Source organism: Candidatus Vicinibacter affinis (assembly GCA_016714365.1).
GTDB lineage: Bacteria > Bacteroidota > Bacteroidia > Chitinophagales > Saprospiraceae > Vicinibacter > Vicinibacter affinis.
On sequence record JADJNH010000008.1, the window covers coordinates 24,355 to 45,431 of the forward strand.

Here is a 21,077-nt window from a genome sequence, read left to right on the forward strand (position 1 = left end):
GCCGGGGCATAGTGATATGTCCCGGTATATTTTATGATTAAAGCGGAAGATGTACTAAGAGATTTTAATGATCTTGGCAAAGGTTATACTATGACCTTTGACCAGGAAAGGTATCTAAATAAATTTGATACCGAAAAATCAAAAATACCTGTAAAACATCAAGTTTATCTACAGGCAATCAACCACAACCAAAGGTTAAGCAAGATTGATTTATTGTCGAAGAAAAGACCTGGTGAACCTGAACACATCAAGGATTACCGGAATGAAAATATTCGACAAATTACTATTGAACCTATTCGTAAATTTTCAGTAGAATGTACTAATGTTTGGGTAGGCGGTGGATTTGAATTGAGGGATGTTCCAGAATATGTTTCGGAATGGTTGAAGTCAAGGCCATTTATGAACGATGGGATGAAACTTAGTTTGGATCAATGGGCCACAGAGGTTGTTTTGCCTTATTCATTTGTAGACCCAAATGGATTACTTTTTGCCGTTCCTGTTTTGGATGAAACCAAAAAAATAGGAAGGGTAGATAGTTATTTAATTCCATTCAACAAGGTAGTTTATAAACCTGAGTACATTGCATTTGAAGCCGGAAAAAGAGGCGAAGATGCATTCTATTATGCTGCCGACCTTGATAATTGGTATTCATTAGAACCATACAGAGAAGGTAATCAATTAAAATACCGTCTTGATGTAATTTATGTGCATGGTTTAAAAATGATGCCGTTCACCATGATGCCTGGGGTTATTTCAAGCAATCCAAAAGGTGAAAAATACAAAGAGTCTTATTTACAATCAGCGTATTCTCATGCTGATGAAGCATTATGTGCATACTCGGATGATCAGGCGGTGAGAGTTAAAGCAGCGCACCCAATACTTGTGATAGGGGATGTGGTTTGTTCTGCTCCTGGATGTATCAAAGGACAGGTTAAAACAGATGATGGTTGGGTAGAGTGTGAAAAGTGCAGCGGAACAGGACACCTTAGAAGTCCAGGACCAATGGAATATTGGAACAATACAAGAACTATTGTGGATGATAAGGCACAAAATAACCCTACTTATCTAAACCCTGATACTGCCGTTTTGGAATTTGTTTCTAAAACATGGGCCTATCACTTTGAATTAATGAAGAAATCTTTGGGAATTGATGCCCTGATTGATTTGAATGAGTCAGGCGAAGCGATGTTGCACAGGTTGGAACATCTTAAGACTCAGATTAGGGTCTGTCTTATAGGACTTGCAAATACAATGCAGGACCATTTATATATCGTAACCAAGTATTTCTACAACGGTGCCACAAACGAAGAATACCCAACTTATAATATTCCTTTAAGCATTGAGATAAAGAATCCTGAGATTATAAAGGAAAAAATTAAGACCTCTATCGGGGTTGAGAGGGTTACCAATGTGATTGATTATTATAATTTGGTTTACGCCAATGATCCGGTGATGAAAAAGCTCATGGCATTCATTGCCCGAAAATACCCACTGGCAACATATTCTAATGATGAGATAATCAAATTAAACTCTTTGCAATTGTATTCTGATTCAGAAGTAAAGCGGTCTTTTGCGGTCCTTGATGTTGCTTTAGAGGTTACTGAAGACAAAGACATTTCTGCAATGACCGACAAGATGTTATTTGATTTGATCAACCCTGTACTTTTAGCAAAATATCCAGATGCAATAATATTGGATGGACTTAATTGATATAATCCGAAAGCAATCGGAAAGCACTGAACTATTCTTAACTGATTTTGATCTCAAGAACCTGGAATCGGATTTTGAGATTTTTGACATTTTAAAGAAAGTGGTCAGGAAGATGTCAGTTAAAAGAGGGCGATTAGTTTACGATTACGAAACTCTTTTAGAGATAAATAAACTCCAAAAAAAGGTTGTTGAGTTACTATCAAAAGGGGAGTATTCAAAAAACATAATTGCACTTACTCAGAATTTTGCGAATATAGAGGATTTATCTTTGCAGTTCACAGCACTTTTGAACGATGTCGATTCTTATGATTTTTTGAAAAAACAAATTTCACCAATAAAGAAAGGATTTATTGAGGACATTTCTTCAAGCCTCGCAAGTCCTGATAGTATCAAGATCAATATAACCGGTGGAATAAGGAAAATCTTATTGAGGTCTGCAACATTTGGAAATACGGTTGATGAAGCAGAAGACCTTTTAAGGACTTATGTTTTGGCAGATGCAAAGAAAGGCGGTTTACTTACAAGATACGCCAGACAGATTGCACATGATTCTTTATTTCAATTTCAGGGATCAGTAGAGCAGAAGATCGGGGAGGAAATCGGAGTGAATGCATACTCTTATGTAGGTCCGCTTAAAACAACTTCAAGACCGCAATGTAAACGGTGGATAAACACATTCAAAGGAGTGATACCATTCGACAAATTGCAGGATGAAATTGAGTGGGCAAAAAACAACGGATCGGGATTGGGTGACCTAAGACTTACTGTGAATAATTTTGCACAAATCAGAGGCGGTCACAACTGCATTCACAGGGCAATTCCATTTGTGAATAATCCAAAAACGAAAAGTAAACTTGATAAAATTCAGGACAAAAGACAAAAAGTTTTAGACGAAGCAAACAGAGTTGCAAAGGACAGATTAAAAGAAAGGTCGCAAAAAATGTATGAAACATATTTTAAAAATTAATATATTTGCATTATGAACGAGTTGTTAAAAAGTCTCGGAATTGAGAACCCGAAAGATTTTATTCAGAAAATGACCATCAAGGATTTTAACAAAATAAAATCTGAATTAAAATCACAATCAAACACCTATTTAATAATTGACGGAATGACCCAGATGCGTGAGCGTCTTTCGCCATTTGAAATTTTAAACCGATGCCTTTCTGAGAATGGCAAGAGAAGGTATTTACTTCAAGGAATAGACTTTACAATTGAACCAAAATCAGAAGTCACTAAGATGGCCGCTCCCGAAGTAAAAGAGATGGCCGCTCCCGAAAAGAAAAAGAGAAACATTATTAAAACACAATAGATGGAGAAGATTAAAAAGTTTTTATCAGCAATCGGGTTTTCCGGTTCAATCACTGAGGACACTACCGAGGAAGAATTAAATGAAATGGCCCAAACTTATTTGGATGATCGGGCTGCAATTGCAACCAGTGGCGAAGGGGTGAAGAAAAAAATAGACGAGGCAAGGAAGGAAGGGCAAATAGTTGCACAAAAACAAATCAAAAAGAAGTGGAACAAAGAACTTGGTTTGGGAATGACTGCAGCTGAGGCCGAAGAAATGGAAATGGAAGAATTTTTGGGTAAAGCAAAAGAATTCGTGACTTCCGAAATTGACACGATCAAGAAAAATGCACCTGAAGAATACAAATCAAAAGTTGATGAACTTCAAAAAAAGTACAATGACCTGGTTGAAAAACACGGTTCCACAAAATCAGAATATGAGAATAAACTGAAAGAAGCGGAGCAGCGTTTTGAAATGAAAGAGAAGGAGAGAAAAACCGATTTAATTATCGGGAAGGCTCTTGGAGAAAAGAAATATATCGACCATGATGTTGCCAATGATTATTTCAGAGCTGCATTATCCAGAGATCAGGTGACGGTTGATGAAAACGGTTCAATCAAAAAAGCAGACGGTTCTTTTGTGATGAAAGAAGATGGAATCACACCAATCAAAACCCTTGCAGAATACCGTGATTTAAGACTTGCCAAATTAGTTGTCAACGGTGGCGCACCGGAAGGACAGCAGCAACAACAAGCAACCGGAGGTGCTGACGAAATGAAACAACGCCAGGAATCTCATAAGAGAATGTTAGAAAAAAATCCTGCATTAGCAGAAGCGTAAACACCCTTTTTTCATTTTGATGAGTTTAGGAATGTCCGGAGAAATTCGGGCATTTTTTTTTTGCATGAAAATATTATATAAATAATTAATGTCGTATATTTGCACTCAACACCTGGTGCAGCTCTGCACTCGAAAAAACACACTGGCGGTCTGACGCTAAATTCAGTAAATCTTTTTTCACCCTAAATATTAATAAAATGGCATCTGCATCAATAGATGGTTCATTAAGTAAATGTTGTTCCACATTGTTTTTGCAATTGGACGCACCGAATGGGCCTGCAAATCAAGTAAAAAACGAAGTCGCAAGACAGACCTTTATGAATGCTCTGAGGTCAGGCAGTAATACTGCCGGGCATGGTGAGTTGTTCAATACAATCAGAGGACATTGGGGAAAGCAAGACCCATATTCAGGCTCAAACGCTACGGTTAAAGCATGGGTAAACGTTCCGAATTGCATCGAAGCTACTGACATTGTATCTTCTTTGTGTGCATCTGGTGACGAACCGGCAGAAAGGAGAAAACAAATTGACGTAAAAATCGAAGATGGAGCAGAAAGAAAAGGACAATTCAGTCCTGATCTCATGGACTCTATCTGTAGAGAATCAGGAAATGAAATCCTTGCAGGGGAACTTGCAGGAGCTGCCTTAAACATTCTTAAGGAAAGAAACAAAAGAATGATGGTGAAAGCAGAAACACTTGCAGGAAATTATGCAAACGGTACTGATTCAAGGACCACACGAAGGACTGCTAAGATTTTAAATAATACTGGTGGACTTTCTGCTCAACCTTTTGGATTTACAACTATCACAAGAGAATTTGACCGTCAAAATATTATCGGTCAACCTATTTTGGTTGGAGGTTACAAATTACAGGATTACATGATCGCTACCAATGTAGCAGGATTTGGAGCGCAATCAGTAAACGCAAACAATGTAAATTATACTCTTGGCATAGAGTGGTATTTCGATCCTTCTGTTAATCCGGTATTGAATGACGCTAAATCTACAAGCGCAAAAGATTACGCATTAGCATGGGCGCCTGGTGCTATCCAATACATCGAGCATTACGATTTCTTCCAATATGCACATCAAGGAGCAGATTCAAGAAGAATAGTGCTTTCCATCGGTGGCGAAGATTTTGACTTCTTTGTAAAATGGGATGATTGTAATTCCGTGTACAAGTGGATTTTGAGAAAGAGATTCGATCTATTCTACTATCCAGATTCTCTTTACACTACTTGTGGTGCTGAGTGGAATCAAAAATTACTATTTGAACTCGGTTGTGGTGCATTGGACTGCACTTATGACGACAGCGAGTCTTAAGAATAACTTCTCTGTTCACTCTCTTAGGTTAGGGGGCCGGGGGATGCCCTGGTCCCTTTCCTTTTTAAATTAGTCAATGCCAACAAGAAAATATACTACTGGAATAACATTGTCAACAGGAGGGGATGCAAAGATTCGTTTCCAAATGTTTTCAAACACAGCGTCAAATGTTTTGACCTGGACTGTTAATTCTGGGGTTTTGCCTTCTGCAAATCAAGATGCTTATATCATAGTTTGCATGAATGGGCAAGAGTTATTACCAAGTCAATATACTATTACAGCGGACACCGCACCAAATGAATCTGAGATTGAAATAGATTCAGACAGCTATGTAGAGGGTGCAAATTGTACAGTAAGAGCATTTTATTTATGAGGATATTATTCTTTTTTTTAATTCCATTTTTTGCATTTGGGCAGTATCAAAACAGCCCGAATAAAATCGTTTTAGGAAATCAAACCACCGGAAAAGGATTGATTTATTACGGCAGTGGCGCACCGGCTTATACGCCAATAAACAATAAGAATTCATATCACTATGTAGACACCACAACTGATGTGTTTTGGTATTGGGATTTCACTTCGATGTTATGGGATACCGTGACTGTTTCCGGAGGTGGTGGCGGTGGAACAGATTCACAGGTTATAGATACGTTTACCTACTCAAGTGATACATTAAAATTATCCATGTCCGGGGATGGGCAAATGTATAAGTATATAATTATCCCTGGGAGTTCAGATGATCAAAATATAGATACCTTCTCGGTTGTATCAGATACGATAAGATTGAGTTTACAGAGTGACGGCCAAAAGTACAAGTATATTAATTTACTTCCGTATAAGGATAATACTGATACTCAGACAATTTACTGGAATAGTGGAACAGGAAATCTGACCATATTTGGAGGGAATACAATTTCTTTGGATGGTAGATATTTAACCACCGAGGCAGACGCAAGTATCACCAATGAGTTGCAAACTATTGATACATTTTCAATTGTTTCCGATTCAATCCGGCTTTCATTAACTCAGGACGGGCAAAAATATAAAGCATTATCATTATCCAGTTACCTTGATAACACAGACAGCCAATCCATAGATACCTTTTCAATTTCTTCAAATACATTACGCCTTAGTATTACAGGTGATGGACAGGCATATAAAACTGTAAACCTTTCTTCCTACCTGGACAATACTGATAGTCAGGCCATAGATACTTTTAGTTTTAGCTCGGACACTTTGCGAATATCTGTCTCTGGTGACGGTCAAAAATATAAAACCGTTTATATGCCGAGCGTTGCGGACACCGATGATCAGAATTTAAGTTTCGGAACTAAAACTGGCGTAACGATTCCGCTAAATATATCCGATGGTGCAGCGGTGAATTTGGATCAGGGAACAAACATTGAGATCACCAGGGATGCATCAAATTATATTACTTTCAAAGGAACTACGACAATTGATACATCGACTTATGCCAGTGACACCCTTAAATTGAGTCTTACAAATGATGGACAAGCAACCAAGAAAATATACATTCCTCAAACGGTTGACACTGACGACCAGACCCTTTCCAGGTCATTTGATACCATATTCATCAGCCAGGGGAATTATGTAATCCTTCCGGTGGATATCAATACGGATTTCCAAACTTTCGACACGGCTCAAATCAGCTCAGATACTTTGAGGTTGAGTTTAGAAAACGATATGGTCCCGGTTTATAAATTCAACTTAAAGCCGTATTTGGATAATACCGATGCTCAAGTAGTGGACACTTTCAATTACACTTTGGATACGTTAAGACTGAGTATTTTCGGAGACGGCCAGAAGTATAAAACTATTTATTTACCCAACGTTTCGGACACTGATGATCAATATGTAGACACTTTTGACATATCAGCAAACAGCTTAAGGGTGAGTTTACAAGGAGACGGACAAGCGTTGAAGACTGTTTCTCTTGCTTCGTATCTTGACAATACGGACTCCCAAGTAATAGATACATTTAACTACTCTTTGGATACTCTAAGATTAAGTATTTCAGGGGACGCTCAAAAGTATAAGACAATCTATTTGCCAAATATAACCGATACAGATGATCAGTATGTGGACACGTTGGATATTTCGGGGAATAATTTAAGAATCAGTTTACAAGGTGACAATCAGGCGTTGAAGACCGTTTCACTTTCGCCTTATCTCGATAATACCGATTCCCAAACCATTGATACGATGGATGTGTATGGAGGTGTCTTTTTAAGGACATCACTTTCCGGGGATGGACAGGCTGCAAAATTGGTTGACCTCACCAACTTTTATAATATAATTACGGTCCAAACAAAGTCAGGAAATATACTTCCATTAAGATCAAGTACAGCCGTTACTGACTTAAGCGTAACAGAAGGAGATAATATCACATTGACCAAGAACGGCACATATCAATTTACTATTGATTCAAGGCCAACAATAGATACATTCTCCTACTCATCCGACACATTGAGGGTTTCGATCAATGGAGATCAACAAAAATATAAAACTGTTTACATCCCTGCCGGAGCAGATGATCAAACATTGAGTATTTCCGCAGGGAAAGGAACGGTAAGCATTTCCGAAGGCAACAGCATTCAATTAGCAGACTCGAGCGCAACAAACGAAGGTACTTTAGGAGTAAGTGCCGGAGCAGCCAACACCTCGGTAATTACATCTAACACAAGCGGAGCCAATGGGGTTACTGTGCAGGCATCAGGAATTATTTCGATATCGGAGTCCACATCTTCCAACGGTGGAACAATTACACTTACTGCTGTTGAATCGGATGGCTCAAGCACCAATGAATTACAGACACTTTCCATATCAGGAGGGAAGGGTTCGATTACATTGTCTGCAGGAGGTGGAACGGTAACATTAAACGATTCCAGTTCGACAAACGAAATCCAAACCATCGACACTTTTGATATCAATTCCAATAATTTACTACTCTCAATTTCTTCCGATGGTCAAGCTCTCAAGACGGTTTCTCTTAGTCCTTATTTGGACAATACAGACGCTCAGCAGATTGATACATTTTCTTATTCGCTGGATACAATAAGGTTATCAATTGCCGGAGACGCACAGAAATATAAAACCATTTATGTGCCATCAATTTCTGATACAGATGATCAGAGCCTTTCTTTCGGAACAAAGTCAGGAGTTACTATCCCTTTGAATATTCAAGACGGCTCAGGGGTTAATTTTGACGAGGGTACAAATATAGAAATAACAAGGGATGCCAGTAATTACATAACATTCAAAGGCAAAACAACCTTAGACACCGTTTCGGTAGTTACAGACACAGCCAGAATATCCCTCACCAATGATGGCCAAGTTTATAAAACAATTCCGCTTTCCGAATACAGGCAGAAGGTTGATACATTTTCATTTTCTTCTGATACGATCCGGATTTCATTATCTGGGGACCAGGAAAGATATAAGGCTATTTACCTACCAAATGTTACAGATACCGATGATCAATATATTGACACATTTCGGGTTAACTCCGGCAATGTTGAATTAAGTCTTAATGGAGACGGCCGGGCAGTAAGTACCGTGGCTGTGACATCCATTGCCCCGGTGCAGGCAGTTAGTGCCGGAACAGGTATTTCGGTCAGTGGCACAAGCACCATCACCGTTACCAACACCGGGGACCTTAGCAATACCAATGAAATTCAGACAATAGACACTTTTGAAATTAATTCAAACACACTAAGAGCCAGTTTATCAAGTGACGGCCAGGCGTTTAAAACAGTTTCTTTGGCTGCTTATCTTGACAATACGGATTCTCAGGTGGTGGACACTTTTAATTATTCATCCGATACCTTGAGATTGAGTATTTCAGGTGATGGGCAAAAATATAAAACCATCTACCTTCCGAATGTAGCGGACACGGATGATCAAACACTTTCGATTACTGCCGGAAAAGGCACAATTTCGATATCAGAAGGAAACTCAATTCAGTTGGCAGATTCCTCAGCAACAAATGAGGCCTGGACCATTGACGGAGATGATGCAGACACCGAGGTTATTTCAAATCAAACAGTAAAATTCGAGGGGGCAGGAATTATAACCACCGATTATGTCCCGGCATCAGATAAGATAATTATTACCGGAACGGAGGTTGACGGATCAATAACCAATGAGATTCAAACCATTGATACCTTAACTCATTCAAGTGATACCCTAAGAATCAGTTTAAGTAGTGACGGCCAAAGATATAAAGCGGTCTATGTTCCGACAGGTGCAGACGACCAAACCATTGATACTTTCCAATTATCCGGAAACACTTTAAGATTAAGCCTTGAAGCAGACGGACAAGCATATAAGACCGTTGACTTAAGCAAGTATGTTGATACAACATTTGCGGTCAATGGAACAAGGATTTCAAATGATACTCTTTATTGGGGGTCGCAAAGTTCAAGCACTGACAATGGAAGTACATTAATCCATGACACATATATCTGGCAGGGTGGCAATGATATAACTTTCTTTAATAACAGTGACGGACCAGATAAGCCTTCATTGTATTTGTCAGCTGTAAATGATGTATGGATTGGTGCAAATTCCACAAGTACAGCAGGGACAGCAGGAGCAGCAGGCAAACCAAGTGTTTATTTAAGATACGGAAGCTCTGGTGCATATTCATTTGGTGTAAATAACGCATCAAATTTGAATGCATTGGGAGCCGGGGCGGTTAATTTTGGAACAAATGGTTCAGCAAGTGGGGCGAGTTCTAAAAATTTTAGTGATGATGGTGTTGCAAGTTCTACCCACTCAATAAATATGGGTCGAAGTGGCGAGGCAAAAACTGATTCTTACGCATGGAACTCAGGGGCCTTCGGTTCTGCAGCTAATTTCGCAGCCTTCAATACCGGCTATGATGGAGATGCAACCAATTATTATTCTGTAAACACCGCAAGGGTGGGTCTTGCGTCTGGTTATTCATCGGTTAATATGGGCCAATCAGGTGTTTCAAGTGGAGCCGATGCCAAGAATTTTGGAAATGGAGGACAAGCATCAGGAGATCATGCAATAGGATTTTCCAAATTTAATGTGACATCCGGAAATTATGGAATGAACGGTTCTTATTATACCGAATCTCATGCCTACGGACAATCAAGATGGGGTTATTTCGGTACAGACCACAATTCTCAAAGTGCCTCCGGGTGGGTGGCAGATAATATACTTTTCGCAATTGACAACGGAAAAGAGGACACTGTAAGAAGTTCAGCATTAACTGCAACAGCGAGGGGATGGTTTCAGCTTCGAGATATAGGAACAACTCAATCCAACATTTCAAGCGCATCACAAGCCCCTAAAGCAGCCTTGGAGGTTGTATCTACTGTTTCAGGATTTATTCCACCAGGGGGAACACTTACCCAAAGGAATACAATCTGGAATGAGGGATCACAGACGGGAAACTTTACAGCCACCTACACAAAGGGTTGGCAGTCAATTTCGGGGTCCAACATCATGGACCAAAATGGCCTTCAATTTCAAGTTATGAACGAATATGGGGGGACATCATTGTACGCATTGAGATACAATGGTTCGGGATATTATTGGCATCAAATATATTAAAATGAAATTAAAATTATTATTTGTATTTTTATTTATTGGCTGTTCACTTTATGGACAGAGAACCAAAATGAAATATTCAGAAATTACTGACACATTAAAATTTAATTCAAAAACTGCAACAGGTATTTATACAACAGGAGGCAGCGCAGATTCAAATAAATTACTTCATGCCGGAGTAATAAATTCTTTCGGAAAAGATACAGCATTTTTTTATCCTGAAAACTATGGTGCAATTGTTAATGACACTTTGGATGATCGGTCAGCGATACAATCCGCAATTGATGCAGCCTGTAATAAAGGAGGTGGGATAGTTTGGTTAGCGAAAGGAGAATACAGATTAAAATCTTCGGCATCAAGAGGGATATATCAATCAAGTTTGCACGTTTGTTCCAACGTGACATTAATGGGTCAGGGTTTTCAATGTGTAATTAAAACAACATTAACCACATCAGGAACTCATGTAATATCATTACAGCATGCAGGAAGTAATATCGTATTAAGGGATTTTCAAATAAAATCCGATTCATCCTATGCAACGGCAGGAATATTTTCAGAATATGGAGTCACGAATTTAACTATATCAAGGGTCAAAATTGATCGTGGTACTTGTTGGGGAATCAATTTAAAAGATTGCTCAAAAGGACTTATTGAGAATTGCGACATCCAAAACGGAGGGGCATGTCATGGAATAGAAGTTGGAAATTCAAACGGATATGTTGTGAGGAATTGTGAATTTTATTCCAACGTTACAAAGACATATCACCCATCAAGAGGGAACGGTATTGAATTTTATAATGATGATACAAGAGAGCCGAAATCTTACGGTAATCTAATTGAAGGCAATCACGTACACCATATTGGCGGTGGTATATCTATCTGGGGTGACTCGCTCACTTCAGTAATTGGAAATACAATTCACATGATTTCTGGTCATGGATTAGTTGTTACTACTTGGAAGGGGGCAGATACAATTCTAAATGTTGGAATTAAAATAATTGGTAACACAATCAAGGGAACAGGATATATTAATAATTCCTCAGTAGGAATGCTTATTGAAGCAACCAATAGAGATATATTAGTAGCTAACAATATGTTGGATTCCATCATATCACTTGATGCTGGTTATGGTGGAGGTGTTGGTATTCACAACTCAGCCGATGGAACAATCTTAGAAGGCAATATAGTACAACACGCATACATCAACGGAATTTCAAATGATGCAAATTATTGTGTCATTAATAATAATCGAGTATTTAATTGCTCAGTATTGACAGATAATGCATATCGAGGCATTTCAAATTCAGGAGATTGGTGTACGATTGTGGGCAATGTAGTTCATGATACAAGGTCCAATTCGAGAATGGATTTTTGCATTTATGTACCCGGAGATAATAATACAATAGTAGGAAATAATACAGCCGGAGGAAGTAACGGAAACATTTATGTCTCTGGAACTGGAAACATTCAAGGGAACAATAAAGAATAAGCTCATGAGTTTAAAACAAATCACAGATAGCCTCTTTGGAATGGAGGCCATGATAGGATGGTTAAGTTCGGGATTTTTGCTCATTGTGAATCTTGCCGTAAATTCAAAAGTGATTGATGGAATTACAGCATGGGCAGGAGCAGCATTTGCAATTGGCACTGGTTTTTTTGCAATGCTCAGAATGTATGAGTCCTGGAAAGAGGCAAAAGCAAAAAGAAAAATTGTTGAACATCAATTGGATGAAGAACATCAGTCGGATGATGAACACATTGGAATATGAGTAAATTATATTAATTTTGCATTACTATGATTGAGAAATACACCTGTATTGAATTTCCCTATTTTAAAATTATAGGAGACTGTAATGATGAAGGGTCGAGCGGTTTATTTCTCAATGGAATTCCGGGGATAACTCTTAAGAGAGCATCAGCAATTGCAGACGAAAATTATCTTTCCGGATTAGAATTAATTCGGGCAGACGAAAAGGAAAGTGTCGAGACTGTAATCAGGGATATTTTAATGGAAATATCGGACACCATAAACACCGGATTGATTCACTCAAGCAAGGATAAGAAAATAGTGTATCATGAAGATGCTGAATATGTGGCACCAGGAACAACCGGAATAAAAATAGTTTCAAATAATACTGATCCTTATTCCTCTACTTTGATTCATTACTTGGAGTTTTACTCTAAAACAGCCGGTGGAAATATCACTTATACCATAAAAGACGGAGAAGACACCACAACGATCACCCAGGCACTTTTAAAAGGGTACAATAAGATTCAAATAGATTACACCTGTCGAAATAATTTGGTTTATATAACCGCTGATTTTGGTGCTGAGGAATTGATCAAGGACAGTTTATCTTCATGCAAGTGTTACAATACTTGTGCAATAGTAAGTCCGGTGGATGGCAGCTATGAGGATGTTGATGATAATGTTTTGGGTTATCAGATTTCTTGCATTTGTGATGACGTGCCGTTAATTTGTCGATTTGCCGAGTACATAAAGAATGCGGTCAGATTCCAATTAGGAATCAAATTAATGACACGGTTGCTTGTTTCTGACAATGCCGTTCCAGTGGTTTACAAAGGCCAGGACCAGGCAAAATACTTGCTTAAATTGTGGTCCGGTGGAATTGATACGGTGACGGGCAAAATGATTCCTGGTGAATACTTTTTAGAGATCAAAAAAATAAGTAAAATGATTCGTAATTTTCTAAAATCAAACAGTTCGGTTTGTTTTGGTTGCGAGTCAAATTTTAAAATCGTTTCAAATTTACCCTAATGGCTTGTTGTACAGGAGGACCAAGGATCGGAGGGGCCGGACTGGTCACACAATCTAAAGGAAAGACAAGAGAACAGATACTTGAGGAATTGCGCCAAGCGCAGCAGCCTATCGAAGTGGACGGAGGTTATATTATTAAGATAGTTGGAACTTAAAGTCTTTGTAAACAAATTGGAAACTGCTGACGACTGTTTGAAGTCTGATGGCACTATCGAATTGGCATCTTTACAGCTGCTAAAAAAATCCATATTGGACAGAGTGTTCAATAAGGATGGTGGCGTTGCTACAGATGGAACACCATTAGGAGAATATAAATCTGTGAGTTACTTGGAGCGGAGAAATGTTAATAAGAATTTTACCAACATACTAAAAAATCTATACTACAACGGTGATATGTTTAATTCAATTGTCACCGGATTAAAAGGGGATCAGTTAGGACTTGGATTTAACAATAAAGATATAGCTGAGATTGCAAGACACCAGGAGAATTCAGAAAATCAGGTTGATAGAGATATATTTTATCCTACCATTGATGAAATTGAGTTGGTGCGAGAAGATTTAAGGCAGAACATTATCAATAAAATAAGGGAATGCTTCAAGACTTAAAGAACATAATCGACATCAAAGCACCATTCTTCAAGTTACTGACTGAATGGGGTCCAATTGATGCACACAAATCAATTTATGCATACTATATTAAGGATGTAACTGATTCTAATATTGATGTAGAGGAATTGGCCTGTGACTGTTTTGCAATTCGCAAAAAGAAAACAACGGTAATATATTTCCAGTACGATTCCAATTTGGAAATCGACAATTTGGAGAAACTTATTTTATATAACATTTGCGCCTTAAGTGGTGTACCCAAAAAAATATCACATGATACCGAAAAGATTTACAAGGAGTTAACCAAGCAAGATTTAAGGGATTGCGATTTAAAATTAATGGCTATCACTTTTGATTTTGTGGATGAAATACAGATTTGCGATTGTGAAATAGAAATATGTGTGAACTATGATATTTGATTGGATGAATTATATTACTATCCTGGCCTTATCCATTGTGTGTGTGGGTCTTGGTGTGGCAATGGATGATTGGATGAAGCCGGGAAAAATATTTAGTTTCTTGAGGTTTTGGACCTTTTGGGTTACAAAAGGAGATATGTTATTTTACAATGCCTTAAAAAATAACGATGTAGATTATGAGACTTGGGCCAATGGTATCAATGATGTGTATTGGAGACACGCCAAGAAAAGTTTCTTAATGATGGGTATGTTGTGCGTTTCATGTATCACTTATCGGATTGTTTTGTTGGCTGTTTTATTGCATACTTTTTATGTTTCTGAATGCGATTGGGTACTTAAAAATTACTTGATCGAAGGAGGGAAGACATTAATATTTTCAACGGGTTTAAGTTATTACATTCTTAGATTATTGCCATGAGTACAGTTTGTAAGTCACCATTTTTTGTAGGCTGTTTCGGACATTGTGATGTCCTTGACACCTCATTGAATGCGTTACAAACTGGGGATCATTTAATAAAATTCCAAAAGAAAGGACAAAATTTAAGCGTTCCAATTCCTTTAGAAAGTGGAGACGACATAGTAATTCCAAACGGATTATTTTCAGAAGATGGCCGTACTTTTTTCATGATTAAAAATCCTGATGAAAGTTGGTTATCAGTGGAACATGAGGGAAAAATTTACAACAAATTTTATATTGATATTAGTATCTTTGCAGAGGACTGTGAAGAGAACAGCGAAGGAGTCCCTTGTGATGCAACCCTAAATTTACAAGACTATATTTTTTGTGAACCTTCGGGTTGTGAAATATTTTCAAAGGTACTTGGTAATTATTATGATGTTACCGTACCGATCAGTGAACACAAAATTACAGCACCCTATATGGCTGTATTATATAAGGAGAGTGGAGAAGAAGTTTCGGTTGTTGTTGAGCGTCTTGGGACGTCAATGAGAATCGTATCTAATATTAATCTTTTAGATCACACCTTAATTATAAAATAATGGCAGCTAAAGAATTTTATCATGACATAGACCTCGTCAAAGTCTCGCAAATTATAAACGGAAGGGTTTATAATAGAACAACGGCAGAGAGAACAACTCTTGCAGGAACATTATCGACAACCCACAAGGGTTTGTTTGTCTGGGATACAGACCTTTCCAGTCTCTGGATATGGAACGGATCAGCATTTGTTAGCCCTGGGGCAGTAGCCGGAGCAATGACATTTAAGGGTGTTGTTGCTTACAACGCATCAGAACCCGGCTCACCTGCTACCGGAGATTACTATGTTTTCTCCACCGCAGGAACAAATACATGGGAGTCTTCCGATGTAGTTCAGATTGGAGACTCTGTTGTATGGGATGGCACAAACTGGAAATTTATTCAGGGCAATGTATTGGCAGCAAGCGAAACTGTTGCAGGAGTTATTGAAATTGCAACAACTGGCGAAACTAATACTGGTACAGATGATGTAAGGGCGGTTACTCCGTTAAAATTAGCAGGGTATGCAACCACTAAGGCTTTTGCTAAAACATACTACGCTGGCTCATTGTCATTGGTGGCGAATACTCCTTTGACAGTTTCACATTCACTTGCTTTGCAAAACAGGAATGCTTGTGTTGTTATGGTTTGGGATTCCACACATTCGGCTATAAGTGTTGATGTTGATTCGGTTGATGTGAATTCATTGACCATCACCTCGGCAGTAGCTTTGACTGGTGCGCAAATTTGTATAGTCGGATTTTAAGAATGGCTGACAAACTTCAAAACCCTTTAGATATAGTTGAATTAGCCGCTTCTCCGGGTTCACCGGGGAGCGGCTATAAGCGTATTTATGCTAAATCAGATGGACAGATTTATGCAAAAGATTCAAGCGGAAATGAAGTTTTATATACCACATCAGAATTTGACATCGTATATATAATTGATGGTGGCGGTTCAGTAATTACAACAGGGGTTAAGGGAGGATTATTTATTTCATTCCCATACAAAATAATTGAATGGACATTAGCCAGTATTGACCCTGCAACAACAAGCGGTTCAATAGTTTTGGACATCTGGACCGACACCCAGGCTAATTTTCCACCAACTGTAGGAGACACCATTACGGCAGCTGCCAAGCCTACAATCACGACATCGACTAAAGGGCAAAGTTCAACATTGACAGGGTGGACAGTTTCGCAAACGGCAGGGCGTTGGGTTTATTTTAATGTCGATTCTGTAACGAGTTTAAAAATGGTAGCGATAACTTTAAAATGTATTAGAACTTAAAAATATGGCAAGATATAGAATTTATAACGGTGCTATGCCGACAACGGCAAAGTTCGTGGCTGTTACAACGGGAACAGCTATTAAGACTTTACTGCAATTAAAACCATTCAATCAATGTAAGATTGTAGCGTGGGGTATTTCATTTGATGGGTCAGCGGCAGCCACACCAATTCCGGTGGAATTGTTAGAAACGGGAACTGTTTTTGCAACGGTCACGGCATCAGTAGATGCAGGTTGTGTAAAATTAAGCGGCTCAGATCAAGCGGTGGCATCGGTTGCAGGGTTAACAATGGGAACGGCAGCGACTGGATATACAGCTTCGGCAGAGGGAACTATCACAACTACAAGGCTATTCGATGCTCAATTAGTTGCCCCTACAAATCAATATATTTATCAATTCCCATTAGGACAAGAACCTGTTTTAGTTATTGGCAACGCTTGTAGAATTAGAACACATGCGGCGGCGGCGGTTAATGCGATAGCCTGGATCGAAATAGAAATCTAAAAATAAAAAATAATGAACGGACAAGCAACTTGCAAGGTGACTGAATTTGTATCAGGGAACATCTTTATAAGGCCAAACGCACTACTGCCAAAAGGATACATTACACATGGCCATAAGCATAAATTTGACCACACTACAATAGTTTTCCAGGGTTCGGTACGTGTGAAATTAACCGATGAAGACGGGAATGTAGTCGAAAAGGATTTTGTAGCCCCTTCTCATTTTTTAACAAAGGCCAATATTGAACACGAAATAACGGCTTTAGAAGATGATACTACTTATTGGTGCGTATTCTCTTTAAGAAATGCAGAAGGAGAAGTGGTTCAAGAATTTGACGGATGGCACGAATATTAAAATTTTAAGATATGTATAACGCAGAAATTATAGATAAAAAAATTGAAAACGGCAGACTTTCTGTCACAGTTTTATTTGAAAATGAAAAAGGGGAAAAGTTTAATGACACTTTTGAAACTACTCAATATCAGGACACTTCATGGATAGGTAAGCAAATCAAAAGAAAATTGAGCCATATCAATTCATTGCCAAATGTTTCTGAAAAAATAGAAGTTGGGCCGTTTAATGAAATTGTTATAGCTAAAACAGATAAAGAAATTTATTTAGAAAAGTCGGCACTCTATATAAAATATATGAGTGTTGCAAGAATGGGCCTTATTCAAAGCGATAGGAAAATTATATTAGACTTAAGGGATTGGCTAAGGGGTAATTTTAAAGATGAATATATACATTTGTTTTAATGGCATCACAAGGTCCAAATAGTGCGGGAACATTTGCTAATGATGGTGGGTCTGGTGGGTCATATACATGGTCAAATCTATCATTTGCGTCTACTTCAAATAATCAGTACGCAACTTGCACGGTTAATGCTTCCGGGGTTACTTATTTTTTAAAATGTACAAATTTTGGTTTTGCAATTCCTGGAGGTTCTACAATAGATGGAATATATGTTGGCGTTGAATGTTGGTCAGATAATTCGGGTGCTTCAGATTTATATGTGCAACTTGTTAAAGGTGGAACGATATCAGGGGATAATAAAGCATATTTCCCTGATATTACAATAGAATCGGTTGTGCCATACGGGGGCATATCTGATCTATGGGGATTATCTTTTACGGTTGCAGATATTAACAGCTCAACATTTGGCATAGCGTGGGCAGGACAAAACACCTCAATGAAATCAGGGGTTAATTATTATATAGATCATGTAACAATTACAGTTTATTACACAGGCGGAGGCGGCGGCGGCGTAGTTAGTAAAATATTCAAAACAAGACAAGCAATTAACCGAGCATCAACATATTAAAAAATGGCGAGACATGGTAGGAGCTTTCCAATAGGAAGAAGAGTAAAGACAGGATTCTGGATGTCAATTTATTTATCAGTATCTCAAAGTATAGCTAAAGCATGGGGATTTATAATAGGATAGGAGAAACAGGATATGCGTATCCGTAAAATATAACAAACACCTTAAAATATGAACACCTTAAAAAAAGTAATTGTAATTCTTGGGAACGTTTTAAATTTTATCGGCAAGGTTCCTGCCTTTTTACTCCCTTCCAGTTTGAAGGGTTACAGAACAGAGTTATTTAACATTTTGGCGGTTGCGGTTGTGGCATTGGAGCAATTCGATATCACAGGATTAGCAGACGCTATATGTGGACTGATTAATTGTGATGCAGACGCAATTAAAGGCATTTATGTCTTATTGATTGCAGCCATTAACATTAGCCTGAGGCGCAAAACAGACACCGCACCTCACACCAATTGATATTCTTTTTTCATGGGTTGGTTTTGTTTTGCCGGGGGTGGTTCCCCGGCTTTTAAAGATTTTACCGAGGCACACCAGTCACGGAATTACCCGACGAGTGGAGGGTTAAAATCCTCCATTTTTTAATCTAAAAGAATGAATACAAGCCAAAAGTTATATCATTTATTTGGTGATCCTTTCACCGCTGAATTTCAAAAAAAATACTTGCACGTTTGGGATGTTCCAACAAAATTAGAAGTGGGGATAATTCCTAAAAAGATTTATTGTCACGCCTCATTTGCGCCAGTTTTAGAAAAGTTTTTCAAGCTACTTATTGAAAGACAGCTCACGGACCATATCAAGACCTGGGACGGATGTTACAACCTTAGACCCATAAGAGGCTATGAAAAGCATTTTGATGCGCTTTATAAGGTCGGGAATCTTAATGATGCAATGAAGTACCTATCATGCCATTCGTGGGGTTCTGCGATAGATATCAATGCAGCCTGGAACCAATTAGGGAAAACATCAACTCAAAATGCTGAATTGGTGAAAGCCGGGAAAGAGGCTGGCATGATTTGGGGAGGTGATTTTAAGCGTGTTGATGCACAACATTTTGAAATGAAACTTTAATTTCATGACAATAAGAAAAAAGGATGCGGAGTTAATCGAGAATTTAATAGTTGAGCATCTTGAATTGATGCCGACTGTTCCCAATCGGACATTGGCGAGGATACTTTGTGAAAAATACCCTGAAACATTTTACAGCATTGAACAAGCCAGGACGTGTGTAAGGGCAAGGCGAGGTAAAAATGCATCGAGGCATAGAGAGGCAAGGCTAAGAGCCGGAAAGAAAATATACACCCAACTAATTGAACATTACCCTGAGCCTGAATTACACGAATTAGACCCATATCAGATTCCTAAAGGAAACACGAATATCGGGGTTATATCAGATCTGCATTTTCCAAAACAATGTAACGAAACGATTGATTTTGCCTTAAATGATTACGCACGAATTGGGGTTGATACTATAATTCTGAATGGTGATATTTTAGACAACCCGACATTCGGGAAATTTCCAGTTGATCCGAACTACCGATCAAAGGTCGGGCATTGGTTCGATCAGACGGAATACTTTTTAGAATCACTTCGGGAGGCGTTCCCGAATGCCTTAATACTATATGTCGAAGGCAATCATGATTCTTGGTATCGAAGATGGTTATGGCAACAAGCCAAGAACGTGGCAGCTGATCCTTATTTCTCATTGGAGGATAGGCTGCATCTCATAGATTATGGAATAAAATTCATTCCCGAAATCCAATTAATACAGTGCCATGATTACTTTATATTTCATGGTCATCAACACGCTAAAGGTGGGCAATTGGACACGGTTGCAAAAAGAATGGTCGCAAAGCTAAATTCAAACTGTATCATAGGACATATGCACTATGCTTCATCTTTTGCCCTTACTAATATAACAGGGGCAAATTGCGCCACTGTCCATGTATTAGGTGCAGCATCAACCAATAAGCCTTCATACATGCCATTTGGAGGCAAGTCCAGAAAAGGCTATCTGTATATGACCGCTAAAGATGGAGTTTGTGAAGTGTCTAACATCTGGAACGATAACGGAAGAAAGAGGGAGATCACAATATGAGCAAACCCAAAAGGAAGCGATTAACAAAGAATAGTCCGGTGAGGGTGTCACTGTCATTAAGAAAGTGGCAGTTAGACGCATTGGGAGGGCCTGAAAAGGTAAGGGAATATCTATATAACTACATTAATGCAGTCACTTATATAAACCACACTACCAATAATTAGCCACATTTAAACATACCCGATCAGGTATGATTTCTCATTCATCAAGTCAGAATGTACCCGATAAGGTGCAATATCTGATGCAAAATGAACATCACAATGTGCAATATATTATTTTATATCAATCATTTATATATTATAATATAAAAAAT

Annotated in this window: 24 protein-coding genes; all 24 read left to right on the forward strand. The window is 38.4% G+C overall.

Annotated elements, in window-relative coordinates; genetic code table 11:
• Positions 1–33: 33 nt before the first annotated feature.
• The 24 genes from IPJ53_18070 (at position 34) to IPJ53_18185 (ending at position 20,764) form a co-directional block, all read left to right on the forward strand.
• Positions 34–1,710, forward strand: a complete 1,677-nt coding sequence (locus IPJ53_18070; GenBank protein MBK7801001.1) for a hypothetical protein — start codon at positions 34–36, stop codon at positions 1,708–1,710.
• Positions 1,697–2,677 carry a hypothetical protein gene (locus IPJ53_18075; protein ID MBK7801002.1) on the forward strand — a complete coding sequence of 327 codons (981 nt, stop codon included), beginning with the start codon at positions 1,697–1,699 and terminating at the stop codon, positions 2,675–2,677. The genes IPJ53_18070 and IPJ53_18075 overlap by 14 nt, the downstream gene beginning before the upstream one ends.
• A gap of 12 nt (positions 2,678–2,689) precedes the next feature.
• A complete protein-coding gene (locus IPJ53_18080; GenBank protein ID MBK7801003.1) occupies positions 2,690–3,022 on the forward strand; it encodes a hypothetical protein in 333 nt (110 codons plus the stop codon).
• Complete coding sequence (locus IPJ53_18085) at positions 3,023–3,841, forward strand: hypothetical protein (GenBank protein MBK7801004.1); 819 nt, start codon at positions 3,023–3,025, stop codon at positions 3,839–3,841. It abuts the gene before it with no gap.
• Positions 3,842–4,038: 197 nt separating this feature from the next.
• Positions 4,039–5,163: a hypothetical protein gene (locus IPJ53_18090; GenBank protein ID MBK7801005.1), complete on the forward strand. Its 1,125-nt coding sequence runs from the start codon at positions 4,039–4,041 to the stop codon at positions 5,161–5,163.
• Between the two features lie 76 nt (positions 5,164–5,239).
• A complete protein-coding gene (locus tag IPJ53_18095; GenBank protein ID MBK7801006.1) occupies positions 5,240–5,536 on the forward strand; it encodes a hypothetical protein in 297 nt (98 codons plus the stop codon).
• The gene (locus IPJ53_18100) at positions 5,533–10,767 is read left to right on the forward strand and encodes a hypothetical protein (protein ID MBK7801007.1); all 5,235 of its coding nucleotides are present in this window, start codon (positions 5,533–5,535) and stop codon (positions 10,765–10,767) included. The genes IPJ53_18095 and IPJ53_18100 overlap by 4 nt, the downstream gene beginning before the upstream one ends.
• A gap of 1 nt (position 10,768) precedes the next feature.
• Entirely contained in the window at positions 10,769–12,253 is a 1,485-nt protein-coding gene (locus IPJ53_18105; protein MBK7801008.1) for a right-handed parallel beta-helix repeat-containing protein, read from the forward strand.
• Between the two features lie 4 nt (positions 12,254–12,257).
• The gene (locus IPJ53_18110) at positions 12,258–12,533 is read left to right on the forward strand and encodes a hypothetical protein (protein ID MBK7801009.1); all 276 of its coding nucleotides are present in this window, start codon (positions 12,258–12,260) and stop codon (positions 12,531–12,533) included.
• Between the two features lie 26 nt (positions 12,534–12,559).
• Positions 12,560–13,543: a hypothetical protein gene (locus IPJ53_18115; GenBank protein ID MBK7801010.1), complete on the forward strand. Its 984-nt coding sequence runs from the start codon at positions 12,560–12,562 to the stop codon at positions 13,541–13,543.
• Entirely contained in the window at positions 13,543–13,698 is a 156-nt protein-coding gene (locus IPJ53_18120; GenBank protein ID MBK7801011.1) for a hypothetical protein, read from the forward strand. The genes IPJ53_18115 and IPJ53_18120 overlap by 1 nt, the downstream gene beginning before the upstream one ends.
• A complete protein-coding gene (locus IPJ53_18125) occupies positions 13,688–14,149 on the forward strand; it encodes a hypothetical protein (GenBank protein ID MBK7801012.1) in 462 nt (153 codons plus the stop codon). The genes IPJ53_18120 and IPJ53_18125 overlap by 11 nt, the downstream gene beginning before the upstream one ends.
• Positions 14,134–14,568, forward strand: a complete 435-nt coding sequence (locus IPJ53_18130) for a hypothetical protein (GenBank protein MBK7801013.1) — start codon at positions 14,134–14,136, stop codon at positions 14,566–14,568. Before IPJ53_18125 ends, IPJ53_18130 begins: the two co-directional genes overlap by 16 nt.
• A gap of 4 nt (positions 14,569–14,572) precedes the next feature.
• Positions 14,573–14,986, forward strand: coding sequence for a hypothetical protein (locus IPJ53_18135; GenBank protein MBK7801014.1), 414 nt, complete (start codon positions 14,573–14,575; stop codon positions 14,984–14,986).
• Complete coding sequence (locus IPJ53_18140; GenBank protein ID MBK7801015.1) at positions 14,983–15,567, forward strand: hypothetical protein; 585 nt, start codon at positions 14,983–14,985, stop codon at positions 15,565–15,567. Before IPJ53_18135 ends, IPJ53_18140 begins: the two co-directional genes overlap by 4 nt.
• Complete coding sequence (locus tag IPJ53_18145; GenBank protein MBK7801016.1) at positions 15,567–16,310, forward strand: hypothetical protein; 744 nt, start codon at positions 15,567–15,569, stop codon at positions 16,308–16,310. The genes IPJ53_18140 and IPJ53_18145 overlap by 1 nt, the downstream gene beginning before the upstream one ends.
• Before the next feature lie 2 nt (positions 16,311–16,312).
• A complete protein-coding gene (locus IPJ53_18150) occupies positions 16,313–16,834 on the forward strand; it encodes a hypothetical protein (protein MBK7801017.1) in 522 nt (173 codons plus the stop codon).
• Positions 16,835–16,868: 34 nt separating this feature from the next.
• The gene (locus IPJ53_18155) at positions 16,869–17,339 is read left to right on the forward strand and encodes a hypothetical protein (protein MBK7801018.1); all 471 of its coding nucleotides are present in this window, start codon (positions 16,869–16,871) and stop codon (positions 17,337–17,339) included.
• Positions 17,340–17,351: 12 nt separating this feature from the next.
• Positions 17,352–17,693: a hypothetical protein gene (locus IPJ53_18160; GenBank protein ID MBK7801019.1), complete on the forward strand. Its 342-nt coding sequence runs from the start codon at positions 17,352–17,354 to the stop codon at positions 17,691–17,693.
• Positions 17,694–17,704: 11 nt separating this feature from the next.
• A complete protein-coding gene (locus IPJ53_18165) occupies positions 17,705–18,094 on the forward strand; it encodes a hypothetical protein (GenBank protein ID MBK7801020.1) in 390 nt (129 codons plus the stop codon).
• Positions 18,094–18,660, forward strand: a complete 567-nt coding sequence (locus tag IPJ53_18170) for a hypothetical protein (protein ID MBK7801021.1) — start codon at positions 18,094–18,096, stop codon at positions 18,658–18,660. The genes IPJ53_18165 and IPJ53_18170 overlap by 1 nt, the downstream gene beginning before the upstream one ends.
• Before the next feature lie 171 nt (positions 18,661–18,831).
• Positions 18,832–19,125 (forward strand): hypothetical protein, encoded by a 294-nt coding sequence (locus IPJ53_18175; protein MBK7801022.1) that lies wholly within the window; start codon positions 18,832–18,834, stop codon positions 19,123–19,125.
• A 135-nt stretch (positions 19,126–19,260) separates the two neighbouring features.
• Positions 19,261–19,737: a M15 family metallopeptidase gene (locus IPJ53_18180; protein MBK7801023.1), complete on the forward strand. Its 477-nt coding sequence runs from the start codon at positions 19,261–19,263 to the stop codon at positions 19,735–19,737.
• Positions 19,738–19,741: 4 nt separating this feature from the next.
• Positions 19,742–20,764, forward strand: coding sequence for a metallophosphoesterase family protein (locus tag IPJ53_18185; protein ID MBK7801024.1), 1,023 nt, complete (start codon positions 19,742–19,744; stop codon positions 20,762–20,764).
• The last annotated feature ends 313 nt before the right edge of the window (positions 20,765–21,077 follow it).